The following is a 12055-nucleotide window of genomic DNA, read 5'->3' as shown; positions in this document are numbered from 1 at the left end:
ACGGATGACAGTTGGCGCTATCACCGTCACCGCCCAGGCCACGAGTTCCGGGCATGACACGACGAGCAAGGGAATGGGGACTTCTACTTGGCCGCCAGCGGCGACCTACACTTGGCCACCCGTGGGGACTTTCTCATGGCCACGGACAGCCCGTACAGGCGACCGACGGCGACTGACCGGCCTTGTTGGTTCCGTGTTCCGACCAAGGGTCATGTTTCACGACCAGCCGAAAGTGTCCGGCAGACGGCAAAATTCTTACGAATAACTCAACTGATTCGTAACTCGCCCTCGACTGACAAGGGACTACGACACCGGGTTCGGAGAACCTGTACGCGATATTTGCGATTCATATACGGCGGGGTGCGATCCGACGATAAATATCGTGGCAGAGTTCGACATTCAATGGTTGCCAGAATTTCACTGACGACCGGGGCGCGAGCGAGTGTGCCGAGCGAAAGCACTGGTCAATCCGGCAGAAACGTCTTACAGTCTCGCCGAATGCAGACCAACTAGTAGTGTAGGCTAACTTTCAGGAACCGGGCCAGGGCGCATCGGAAATTAACAGCCTTTAACGGGCAGGAATGGTTCTCAGACTCCTAGAATCGGAACAATGGTGCAGCTGACTCCCTGGCAAGCGGACAGAAATCGACACCACCAGGCCGATTCACCCAGCCGCACAGAAAGCAGTGCCCCACAACAAAGGGGCGCAGTTGCGAAAGTCATCGCCGCGCTGCGCGGGAATTGGGGCTACCTGGGCGCCGCGGCCGGGAACATCATCACATTCGTCCTACTGTTCAATCCGTGGCTCACTGCTTCCGGCCCCGACGGCACGATCAGCGCCGACCCCTTCGGTGGACTGCAGGTATCCACTTCTCTCGTGGGCCTCTGGTCGGGATCGCCACCGCCTGCCGCGGATGTCAACGGCACCTGGGGTGTCCTCGCCAGCGCTGCCGGCGCCATCACCGTCTTCGCCGTACTGGTCGATCTTCGGGCACGCACCAAAGGCCTTTCCCATGTGGCGGCGGTCTCCTCGGTAGCCCTAGCGCTTTTCGTAGTCTTCGCCCTGGTCCACTTGAACAACAAAGCGGCAGAAGTGAAAGACATGGTCGGGTCCGGGTCCCCTCGGGATCTGGGCACCCAGATCGGGCTGCTCGTACGCTGGGCCTCCGGCAACGGCACATACCCGGTGCCGGGACTGCGCCAGGTCACATACTCCACCGCCAGCCTCACCTCTTCGGCGTGGCTCGCTGGCGCGATATCGCTGGTTTCAGCCGTAGCCGCTATCGCCCAGTGGATTCGCGGACGTACGACCGGACCCGTCCGCCTACCCTGGCGCTTCTCTGTCGTCACTTCGCGGCCATCTGACCCGACCACAGCGCTCACGTCCGGCGAAAACCATTGACATCGAAGTGATTCGTTATCCCTCATGTTTCGTTATGACGACCTAGGAAACCGGTATCGCCCGCCCATTGCCCGGGCCCGGTCGGTTCGGGCATGGTCGATCTGCAATCTCCACACCGGCAGACAGGAATATTCATGCATAGCGATCGGCAACCCCACATCGTGGTGATGGGTGTGACGGGTTGCGGGAAGACGACGATCGCTCGACAGGTGGCCGGCATGACGTCCGGCCAGTTCCTGGATGCCGACGACCTACATCCCTGGTCGAACATCGAGAAGATGGCGGCGGGCATCGCGCTGACCGACGAGGACCGGGCACCGTGGCTCGAGGCCGTCCGCGACTGGATACGGTCCCGGGGCGGTAGGTGTGTGGTGGCCTGCTCCGCGTTGCGTCGACGCTATCGGGACGTTATCCGCAACGTCTCCGGGCCGGTCGCTTTCGTGCACCTCAACGGCGAGCCCGACACGATCCGGTTGCGGATGTCCGCACGAAGCGGCCACTTCATGCTGCCCGCTCTGCTGGAGTCGCAACTGGCACTGCTCGAGCCCCTGGAGCGCGACGAGTTCGGAATCGTATTGGACGTCGGGGCGGCACCTGGCGAGATCGCCCGATCGGCGGTCGATTTCGCGACGGCAGACCGAAAGGTGGCGCGGTGAGTGCCCATCGGAGTTTCGACGTCGAGGGCAAGGTTGCCCTCGTCACCGGATCGAGCCGTGGAATCGGCTATGCATTGGCAACCGGACTCGCCGAGGCAGGAGCGGTGGTCGTGCTCAACGGCCGTGATTCCGCGGCACTCGAGCGCAGTCGGGACGAGATCACCGACAACACCGGTGGCGTCGTCCACATCCGTGCGTTCGATGCGACGGACTCCCGGCAGGTGGCTGCCGCGGCGATACAAGTCGAGGCCGACGTCGGCCCGGTGGACATTGTGGTGAACAACACCGGAATCCAGCATCGGAGCCCGCTGCTGGACTTCACCGATGACGACTTCCGGCGCGTATTGGACACCAACCTCTTCAGCGCCTTCTGTGTGGGACGCGAGTTCGCCCGCGCCATGGTCGACCGCGGACGCGGGAAGATTGTCAACATCTGCTCCGTACAGAGCGAGCTGGGCCGGACAGGTATCGCGCCCTACGCTGCGAGCAAGGGCGGTCTGAAGATGCTCACTCGCGGAATGTGCGCGGATTGGGGTCCCCTCGGACTGCAGGTCAACGCAATCGCGCCCGGTTACATCGACACGGAGCTGACGGAGGCACTCGTGCACGACGACGCGTTCACCGCCTGGCTCACCAAGCGCACCCCGGCCGGCCGATGGGGACGTCCCGAGGAACTCGTCGGTGCGCTGCTCTTCCTCGCCTCCTCGGCGTCGGACTTCGTCAACGGCCAGATCTTGTACGTCGACGGCGGCTTGACCGCGGTCGTATGACAGCGCCATCCACAGTCCCACGAGATCGAAAGCAAACCGTGCCGAACACCAGTCCCCCTCGAATTCACCTCGGCCCCCATCGAGATTTGTCCCTTGCTCGGGGAATCGAGCAGGGCGGCGGCATCCTCGTACCGCTCGCCGACGCCGACGCGGTCGTATGGGCGCAGGGACCCGACACGTTTCCCGACAACCTTCCCGACGCGGTGCGTTGGGTGCAGTTGCCGGCCGCTGGCGTCGAACCGTGGATCTCCGCCGGAATTATCGATGACAACCGCCGATGGACGTCCGCGGCCGGCGCGTACGCGCGGAACGTCGCCGAGCACGGCATCCTGCTCCTGCTCGCCGGGGTGCGGGCGCTGACCGAGCAGGTGCGCGCGACATCGTGGCGCAAGGCGGAGTTCGACCCTCGGGTCGGGACGCTGCACGGCTCGACCGTCGCGATCATCGGCTGCGGTGGTATCGGTCGAGCGATGATTCCCCTGCTCACCGCGTTCGGGGCGAGCGTACTGGCCGTGACCCGGTCGGGCGTCCCGGTGCCCGGCGCGGCGGAGACGGTCGACGCGACTCGGACGGCCGAAATCTGGCCGCGAGCAGATCATTTCGTGATCGCCGCCCCCGCGACATCAGAAACGGCACACCTCGTCGACGCGGACGCTCTCGCTCGGATGAAGTCGACGGCCTGGATCGTCAACGTGGCCCGTGGCTCGCTGGTCGATACCGACGCACTGGTGCGCGCGCTGGGTGACGGCTCGATCGGTGGCGCCGCCCTCGACGTGACCGATCCGGAACCGCTTCCGGCGGGTCACCCGCTCTGGACGCTGCCCAACGCGGTCATCACCCCGCACGTCGCGAATCCGGCAGCGGGTCTCACCGCGGTGCTCGCCGACCACGTGACCGCCAATGTCGAACGGTTCGCCGCAGGGGAGCCGCTGCTCGCGACCATCGACATCGTGCGTGGTTATTGAGTTCCGCGCCCGGTGCTGTTTCTGATGTAGTTGGCGACGACGGTGCGCAGGAGCTCGCGCACGGACTCGGCCGGTTTGGACAGCGGCTGGTTCGTCGGTGTGCCCAGCGATACCTGAACCGTGATCGCCGGTTCGATACGGCGCAATTCGAGGTTGTCGACGGTCATGATCCGCCGCGCCACCGACAGCGGTAACACGGTGGCACCCAGCCCTTTTCGTACCGCCTGCGCCATCAGTGTCACCGACTCCACCTCCCCGACGACACGCGCCTGTTCGAGGGCGTGGTCGTAGGCCTGTTCCACGACCTTCCGGATCGTGTGCATCGGGCCCGGCAGCAGTAGCGGCAGGCCTGCCAGCTGTTCGATCGAGACCGCGGCCCCCGTATCACCGGGGAGCCCGGTACCCGTCGGGGCGACGACCATCAACTCCTCGGTGAGGAGCCGCTCGAAGGTCACGCCTTTGATCGGACCGGTGTCGTAGAGCAGGGCCATATCCATCCGGCCGGTCATCATCGCCTCGCTGAGCACGCCGCCGAAATTCTCGTTGATGTGCAACAGGATGCTCGGGTACCGCTCACGCACCGCGACGAGTAGTGGCAGGGCGATCGCGTTCACCGTGCTGTATGGGGCAAGCCCGACCGAGACCCCGCCCGCCAGCTCGCGGCCGACGACACTCACCTCGGCCTGCGCACTCTCCACCTGACGCAAGATGATCTGCGCGTGACGGTACAGCGCGCGGCCCGCGTCCGTAGGTTCCACGCCTTGCTTGTGCCGGATCAACAATTGCTGGCCGAAGTGGGCTTCGAGCGCCGTCATCTGCTGGCTCAGCGCGGGTTGCGCGATGTGCAGAATGTCCGCGGCACGCGTGATGCTGCCGGCGTCCACGATACGAACGAACGAGAACAAGCGTCGGGTATCCACTTCGGTTCACCTTCCTCGAAGCGACGTCGTCGCACGCGATGATTTCCGCATTGTTGCCAGGCGGAAACGGCGCCGTACCGAATTCGCGGCCGACAACAGCGGTCCTCCGCATAGTCGCTGTTCAGACACCATAGAGGTTCGTTATCGCGTCACCTGAAACAGGTATTACCCGCCCACGAGGGAACCTGCGTAGCGTCCGTGACACACCGGAAGTTCACACAAACGGCTCTCGCAGTTTCCTCACCTCGCGGAGGCATCATCCATGGCACTGAAGATCGATCTCGTCGCCGACGTCGGGGAGAGTTTCGGGGCGTGGACGATGGGCGACGACGACGCACTGCTCGACGTACTCACCTCTGCCAATGTCGCCTGCGGCTTCCACGCGGGAGATCCGCAGACGATGGACCGGACGGTGCGGAACTGCGTCGCTCGCGGAATCCGGGTCGGCGCACATCCGAGCTTTCCTGATCTGGTCGGTTTCGGTCGGCGGGCGATGGACCTTTCGGCCGAAGAGGTGCGGACGGACGTCCTGTACCAACTCGGCGCGCTGCACGCCTTCGCCGTCGCGCGCGGAACCACACTGTCGCACGTCGCACCACACGGCCGGCTGGGCAACCTGGTGGCGACCCGCGAGGACTACGCTGCTGCCGTGGTCGATGCCATCCAGTTTTTCGACCCGAGCCTGATCGTCCTCGCGCAGGACGGCAAATTGGCCGACCGTGCTCGTGAACAGGGCATTCGTGTCGGCATCGTCGCCATCGCCGACCGTGCCTACCGCGCCGACGGCACGCTCGTGCCTCGATCGGAGCCGGGTGCCGTCATCCACGATGTCGCGGCGCTCGTCTCGCGCGCGGTACAACTGGTGACCGAAGGATTCGTCGAGGCCGTCGACGGAACGCCGGTCCCGGTCGCGGCTGACACTCTACTTCTGCACGGCGACAACGCCGATGCTGTGCGCAATGCGAAGGCGATTCGGGCCGCCCTCACCGACGCAGGTGTCGAGATCGTTCCGCTGCCCGAGGTCCTCACGGATCGTGCCGGTAGGAAAGCCGACTCATGTCCGGCATAACGGAAGCCGCGCTCATCGTCGCGGACTGCGGGGATTCCGCGCTGCGCGTCACCGCCCCCGAGGCCGGCCGGGAAGAATGCTGGCGCGTCGTGCACGCGGTCGCCACCGCACTCGACGCCTACGCGGACCGGTTCGCGATCACGGGTGTCATTCCCACATACGACGCACTGCTCGTCGAATTCGACTGCGCGGCAAGTTGTCACGATGACGTTCGTCGATTGCTCGAGAATCTGGTCCTCCGCTCGGGGACGGCGGCGCCCCACCGAATCCGGCATTTCGACATCCCCGTGGTCTACGGCGGCGAGTACGGGCCGGACCTCCAGGAGGTGGCACATCACCTCGAACTGTCCCAGGACGAAGTGATTCGCGTACACGGATCGTCCGCACTGACCATGCGCTGTTTCGGATCTCCAGGGGGCGCGCCGATGCTGGACGGCCCCGCTTTTCCTCGGCCTGTGCCTCGGCGCACTGTCCCGCGCCCCCACGTGCCGGCCGGAGCCGTAGCTGTGGCCGGTCACCAGGCGGTCGTCTCCGCACGGCCGGCACCGGGAGGGTGGCCGGTGATCGGCCGGACCCCGCTCACCATCGTCGACCCCACCACCGAGCCGCTGTCGAACTATCGACCCGGCGACACGTTCCGGTTCTACCCGATTCCGGCCGACGACTGGTCCTGGTACGAGGGGGTTCGCCATGGCTGAGCACATCACCGTGACAATTCCGGGGATCACGTCGATCCAGGATCTGGGCCGCCGTCGTGCGTCGGGGATCGGGCAGCTGACGGGCGGTGCCCTCGACCAGTACAGCGCCGAGGTCGCCAATGCACTCGTCGGGAGTGTGCGCACTGCGCCGCTGCTCGAACTGGTCGCCATGGACTTCGGCGCCGTCGCGAGCACCGACCTTCTTGTCGCGGTCACGGGTGCGCCTGCCGACGTCCGTGTCGCCGGTGTCACGCGTGCCCAGTGGGAGCCGTTCATATGGACAGCCGGCGCCGAACTGACCGTCCGCGGAATCCACGATGGTGTCCGGGTCTACCTCGCCGTGCACGGGTCGATCTCCGCGGACTACCTGCTCGGCAGCTGTGCTCCCGACTCGGTTCTCGGTTTCGGCAGGCAACTGGCGGCCGGCGAGGACGTCGCCGTCGATGTCGACGGACCGCTGATCGACCACCCGCATTTCCGGATTCCGGTGTTCCGGCTCGGCGCTCGGCGGTCCGCGTTCACCGGCAGCTGGACGATCGCTGTCACAGACGGACCCGACATCGACGAGTTCGGCGCCACCGCCGAGCGACTGTTCGACACCCCGTTCGTGATCGGTGACAACAGCAATCACATCGGACTCCGGCTCACCTGTTCCGATCCCGCTGGCACCGTCCCGCAGCGGGAGAGCCGGACCGAGGTTCTTTCCCGAGGCGTGCCCATCGGGGCCGTTGAAGTGCCTGCCGGCGACGAACTGCTCGTCCTGCACCGGGGCCGGGGCGTGACAGCCGGCTATCCGGTCCTGGCGGTCGTCACCGCGACCAGTTTGTCTCAGCTCGGGCAGGCCCGCCCCGGCCAGCGGGTCCGGTTCCAGCGCGTCACCGTGTCCGACGCGGTTCGACGCTACCGGGAGCAGCAGGCCTCGATCGACCTGTTGCGTACGCGGGTCGCGACCGCGTTCGACAGCCTCCGCATTCCTGTCCACACCACAGCAAGTACCCCTCCGCGGCCTTCCGCCGACCTTTCGAGCCCGCCCAGCCACCTGGAGTACGCATGACCGACACAATCTCTCCGGCCACCACCAGTTCCGCGCCCGACCACGGGATGCGGCCCGGCCCGATCCGCAAGGTCGTACTCGCAGGATGTGTCGGCATCTTCGTCGAGCTCTACGACAACGGCATCTTCGCCTTCATGGCGACGGCGCTCGCCATTGTGTTCTTCGACGTCTCCAAGTCGAGTGACGCATTGCTGCTCGTCTTCGCCGGATACGCGATCTCCTTCTTCGTGCGGCCGCTCGGCGCCGTGGTCTGCGGCATTCTCGGCGACAAAATAGGTCGCCAGAAGATGCTCGTGTTCGTCATCTTGCTTATCAGCGTCGCGACAGCGGGCATCGGCGTCCTGCCGACCTATGCCGCCATCGGGATCGCAGCACCCACATTGCTGATCGCGCTGCGACTGGCACAGGGATTCTCGGTCGGTGGGGAGGCTGCCGGCGCGATGACATTCCTCGCCGAGCATTCCCCCGAGGGCAAACGCGGACTGATCACCAGTTACGCCCAGATCGCCTCCTTCCTCGCGCTGCTCACCGGCACCCTGGTCGCGTTCACGATGTCCCCGTGGCTGAACACGACCGCCATCCACGGCGGCGGATTCGGGAGCTGGGCCTGGCGTATTCCTTTCCTCATCGCGATCCCGATGGGGGTGATCGGCTGGTACATCCGCCGCGCGATCAGCGACACCCCGAACTTCGGAAAGCTCAAGGAATCCGGCGGACTGTCGCGCAACCCGCTGAAGGAAGCATTCGCCACGCCCGAGCACCGCAGGGCCATGCTCCTCGCCCTCTTCATCCCGCTGATGAACGGCTCCGGCTACTACGTCCTCTTCTCCTACATGCCGACGTTCCTCAAGGGTGAGAAGATCGGATTCTCCACCGGCACCGCCCTTCTCGTCACCGCAGCCAGTCTGGTCGCGATCTGCATCGCGATTCCATTCATGGGCGCACTGTCCGACGGACTCGGACGCAAAAAAGTGATCGCCGGTGCCGCGATCGCGATGGCGATCGGCGCCATCCCTTGCTATGCCCTCATCGCGACCGGCAACTTCGCACTCGCCGTGCTCGGCGCCTGCATCATGGCCGTAATCTTCGCCGGCCACACCGCAGTGATCCACATTCTCATCGTCGAGCTCTTCCCGACCCGCGTCCGATACTCCGCTTACGGCCTCGGGTACAACATCTCGTCGGCCATTTTCGGCGGTACCGCACCGCTGCTGATGACATGGCTGATCCCGCAGTTCGGCATCTATGTCCCGGCCGCCTACGCCGTCGTCACCGCACTCGGCACGCTCGCCGCGGTCAGTACCGTCACGGACCGGGCGCACATGCCGCTGCGCGACACGCTCTGACGGGTCGCACCGGGATCCGGCCCGATGGCCTCCGACGTGAAGGCCGGCCGACGCCGACTTCTGTCCCCGAAACAAGGAAGTGTCATGCCTTTTGACGACTACCGAACCGCGCTCGTCACCGGAGCGAACACAGGAATGGGTGCCGCGGTCACCGAGATGCTCACCAAGCGTGGCCTCACCGTGTATGGAGTCGCGCGCAACGCCGGGCGGCTCGATGAAGTAGCCGCCGAAACCGGAATGATCCCGCTCGCGGTCGACATCACCGACACCACCGCGCTGACCGGGGCAGTCGCCGACCTCGGGGTCGACGTCCTGGTCAACAACGCCGGGGTATCCGCGACCGGGAACATCCTCGACGCGTCCCCCGAATCGGTCGACGCCATGGTCGACGTCAATCTCCGCGCGGTTCTGCATCTCTGCCGGCTGCTGATGCCGGGCATGGTCGAACGCGACCTCGGCCACATTGTCAACATCAGCTCGATTGCCGGTCTCTACAACTTCTACGGGCACACCGCCTATCACGCGACCAAGGCCGCGATCCACCAGATCTCGCGACAGCTCCGCAACGACGTCATCGGCAAACGCATCCGGGTCACCGAGATCTGCCCGGGCCGGGTAGAGACCGAAATCTTCGGACGCAACCTCGGCGGCACCCCCGAAGCGATGCAGGAAGCCTGGGAGACCTATTACGAGGGCTTCGAATCCGTCACGACGAAGGACATCGCCGACACCGTCGAGTACGCCATAGACGCGCCGCGCCACGTCAACCTGGGCCTGATCGAGATCACACCGACCTTCCAGGTGCCCGGCGGACTCGAATTCGTCCGGCGGAACCACTGAGGCCGCCCTATGTCCACCACCGATATCGACTTGCCCACTCAGACACTCGGCGTCGTCGCACATGCCGCCGGTGACCTGCGCGTCGAATCCATACCACTGCGGCGGCCCGAACCATCCGACACAGTCGTCGAGATCGCCTACGGCGGTATCTGCGGGTCCGACCTGCACTACTGGATCCATGGGGCCGCAGGAGAGTCGATTCTGAAGGCGCCCATGCTTCTTGGACACGAAGTAGTGGGCACAGTGGTCCAGCAGGCCGCCGACGGCAGTGGACCCCCATCCGGCACTCGCGTCGCTGTGCACCCGGCGACACCGGGCGGCGACAGCCCGCGATATCCCGTCGATCGCCCCAACCTCTCACCTGGATGCACGTATCTCGGTAGTGCGGCACAGTTCCCGCACACGGAGGGAGCCTTCACCCGCTATGCGGTGCTTCCGTCGCGGATGCTCCGGGCTTTGCCGCCGGGCCTGTCACTGCGAACGGCCGCCGTCGCGGAACCGGCCGCCGTCGCGTGGCATGCGGTATCGCGGGCAGGTGAGGTCGCCGGGAAAACCGCACTCGTCGTCGGCAGCGGTCCGATCGGTGCCCTCGTGGTATCGGTGCTGCGCCGTGCCGGTGCTCGCGCGATCGCGGTCGTGGACGTCCACGACTACCCACTCGCCCTCGCACGTGAGCTGGGAGCGACGACGACGCTGAAGGCCGACAACACGGAGGCGATCGCTGCCATGGACGCGGACGTCGTCATCGAATGCTCCGGCAACCGGCACGGACTCGAATCCGCTCTTCGCGGAGCAACGCGAGGTGGTCAGGTGGTACTCCTCGGCCTGCTGCCCACCGGACTCCAACCCGCACCGCTCTCGCTTGTCATCACACGCGAACTCGCAGTCGTCGGATCCTTCCGGTTCAACGAGGAGATCGACGCTGTGCTCGACGCTCTCGCAGACGGAAGCCTCGTCGTCGAGCCGGTAATCAGCCACGAGTTCGCCGTCGAGGACGCGCTCGAAGCCTTCGCCGTGGCCAAGAATGCCGAGTCGTCCGCGAAGGTGCTGCTGACGTTCTGAGCGTCGTGTCATCCCGAATCGCAAAGCACGAGACCATCCCAGGAGGAACAATGTCCCCTTTCGTCCCCGCCGCGCGCGTCGAGCGTATGCGCGAGTCCCCGAGCGTCGCCGCAGCGCAACGGGTTCGTGAGCTGCGTGCGTCGGGACGAGAGATTCTTGACCTGACCGTCGGTGAACCGGACTTCGACACCCCCGACCACATCAAGGCCGCCGCGGTCGCAGCCATGAACTCCGGGCTCACCAAATACACTGCCGTGAACGGGATTCCCGCACTTCGACAAGCGATCGCGACGCGGATGTACGACCGCACCGGCATCGAGTTCACCGACAGCGAGATCACGGTCGGCGGCGGGGCCAAGCAGATCATCTTCCTGGCGCTGATGGCGACCGTCGAGAACGACGACCAGGTTATCGTCCCGTCCCCGTACTGGGTGTCGTACCCAGACATGGTCACCGTGCACGGCGGCATCCCCGTCGTCGTGGACTGCCCCGAATCGGATCGTTTCCTGCTCACCGCCGAGAAGCTGGAGGCGGCTATCACGCCCGCCACGAAGTGGGTGATCCTCAACGGTCCCTCCAACCCGACCGGCGCGGTGTACAGCGCGGAGGAACTCTCGGCTCTGGCCACCGTGCTGGAACGCCACCCACGCGTGAGCGTGATGTGCGACGAGATCTACGACGAGATCGTCTTCACCGACGCACCCAGCCCTGGTCTGCTGTCCGTGGCGCCCCATCTTCGCGAACAGATCTTCCTCGTCAACGGGGTATCCAAGTCCTACGCGATGACCGGCTGGCGTCTCGGGTACGGCATCGGCAACCCCAGGCTCGTCGCAGCCATCAACAAGCTGCAATCGCAGAGCTCGTCCTGCCCGTCCTCGATCAGTCAAGCTGCCGCGGCCGAGGCGGTCTCGGGAGACCAGACATTCGTCGCCGAATCGAACGTGCGCTACCGCGCGCGCCGCGACGTCATGTTCGACCTGGTCTCCGCCGTGGACGGGCTCACGCCGGTGCTGCCACAAGGAGCGTTCTACCTGTTCGTCGGATGCGCCGGGCTACTCGGTAAACGAACTCCGGACGGGCGGATCCTGCAGAACGACCAGGACGTCGTCCTGTATCTGCTCGACTACGCGTCGGTCGCGACGATTCAGGGATCCGCCTATGGAACACCGTCGTACTTCCGCATCTCCTTCGCGACATCGGAAGACATACTCCGCGCCGCCGCCGCCGAAATCGCGAAATCCGTCGCGGCACTGAGCTGACCGCATTACGACCA

The 12055-nt window shown here is 65.3% G+C and carries 12 protein-coding genes; 11 read left to right on the top strand and 1 reads right to left on the bottom strand.

The annotated features are described in order from the left end of the window. Positions 1-610: 610 nt before the first annotated feature. The 4 genes from AB4Z47_RS08000 (at position 611) to AB4Z47_RS07985 (ending at position 3793) form a co-directional block, all read left to right on the top strand. Positions 611-1402 (top strand): hypothetical protein, encoded by a 792-nt coding sequence (locus AB4Z47_RS08000; RefSeq protein WP_441949155.1) that lies wholly within the window; start codon positions 611-613, stop codon positions 1400-1402. 134 nt (positions 1403-1536) lie between these two features. Next, the gene (locus AB4Z47_RS07995) at positions 1537-2058 is read left to right on the top strand and encodes a gluconokinase (RefSeq protein ID WP_441949154.1); all 522 of its coding nucleotides are present in this window, start codon (positions 1537-1539) and stop codon (positions 2056-2058) included. Beyond that, positions 2055-2828, top strand: a complete 774-nt coding sequence (locus tag AB4Z47_RS07990) for a glucose 1-dehydrogenase (RefSeq protein ID WP_441949152.1) — start codon at positions 2055-2057, stop codon at positions 2826-2828. The genes AB4Z47_RS07995 and AB4Z47_RS07990 overlap by 4 nt, the downstream gene beginning before the upstream one ends. Next, positions 2825-3793, top strand: a complete 969-nt coding sequence (locus AB4Z47_RS07985; protein ID WP_441949150.1) for a D-isomer specific 2-hydroxyacid dehydrogenase family protein — start codon at positions 2825-2827, stop codon at positions 3791-3793. Before AB4Z47_RS07990 ends, AB4Z47_RS07985 begins: the two co-directional genes overlap by 4 nt. On the opposite strand, the gene nac is transcribed toward AB4Z47_RS07985, so the two are convergent. Then, complete coding sequence (gene nac / locus AB4Z47_RS07980) at positions 3787-4698, bottom strand: nitrogen assimilation transcriptional regulator NAC (protein WP_441949163.1); 912 nt, start codon at positions 4696-4698, stop codon at positions 3787-3789. The genes AB4Z47_RS07985 and nac overlap by 7 nt on opposite strands. A 277-nt stretch (positions 4699-4975) precedes the next feature. On the opposite strand from nac, the gene AB4Z47_RS07975 reads away from it, so the two are divergent. The 7 genes from AB4Z47_RS07975 to AB4Z47_RS07945 all read left to right on the top strand — a co-directional run bounded on the left by AB4Z47_RS07975 (position 4976) and on the right by AB4Z47_RS07945 (position 12041). After that, entirely contained in the window at positions 4976-5782 is an 807-nt protein-coding gene (locus AB4Z47_RS07975; RefSeq protein WP_441949149.1) for a LamB/YcsF family protein, read from the top strand. After that, complete coding sequence (locus AB4Z47_RS07970; RefSeq protein WP_441949147.1) at positions 5770-6480, top strand: 5-oxoprolinase subunit B family protein; 711 nt, start codon at positions 5770-5772, stop codon at positions 6478-6480. The genes AB4Z47_RS07975 and AB4Z47_RS07970 overlap by 13 nt, the downstream gene beginning before the upstream one ends. Then, complete coding sequence (locus AB4Z47_RS07965; RefSeq protein WP_441949146.1) at positions 6473-7534, top strand: biotin-dependent carboxyltransferase family protein; 1062 nt, start codon at positions 6473-6475, stop codon at positions 7532-7534. The genes AB4Z47_RS07970 and AB4Z47_RS07965 overlap by 8 nt, the downstream gene beginning before the upstream one ends. After that, entirely contained in the window at positions 7531-8880 is a 1350-nt protein-coding gene (locus AB4Z47_RS07960; RefSeq protein ID WP_441949144.1) for an MFS transporter, read from the top strand. Before AB4Z47_RS07965 ends, AB4Z47_RS07960 begins: the two co-directional genes overlap by 4 nt. A gap of 84 nt (positions 8881-8964) precedes the next feature. Next, positions 8965-9720, top strand: a complete 756-nt coding sequence (locus AB4Z47_RS07955) for an SDR family oxidoreductase (protein ID WP_441949142.1) — start codon at positions 8965-8967, stop codon at positions 9718-9720. A gap of 9 nt (positions 9721-9729) precedes the next feature. Next, positions 9730-10782, top strand: coding sequence for an L-idonate 5-dehydrogenase (locus AB4Z47_RS07950; protein ID WP_441949140.1), 1053 nt, complete (start codon positions 9730-9732; stop codon positions 10780-10782). A 50-nt stretch (positions 10783-10832) separates the two neighbouring features. Beyond that, positions 10833-12041 carry an aspartate transaminase gene (locus tag AB4Z47_RS07945; protein ID WP_441949138.1) on the top strand — a complete coding sequence of 403 codons (1209 nt, stop codon included), beginning with the start codon at positions 10833-10835 and terminating at the stop codon, positions 12039-12041. The last annotated feature ends 14 nt before the right edge of the window (positions 12042-12055 follow it).

Origin of the sequence: Nocardia sp. 2TAF39 (genome assembly GCF_052114905.1) — a bacterium.
Lineage (GTDB): Bacteria > Actinomycetota > Actinomycetes > Mycobacteriales > Mycobacteriaceae > Nocardia.
This window is presented reverse-complemented; position numbering and strand designations above follow the sequence as displayed.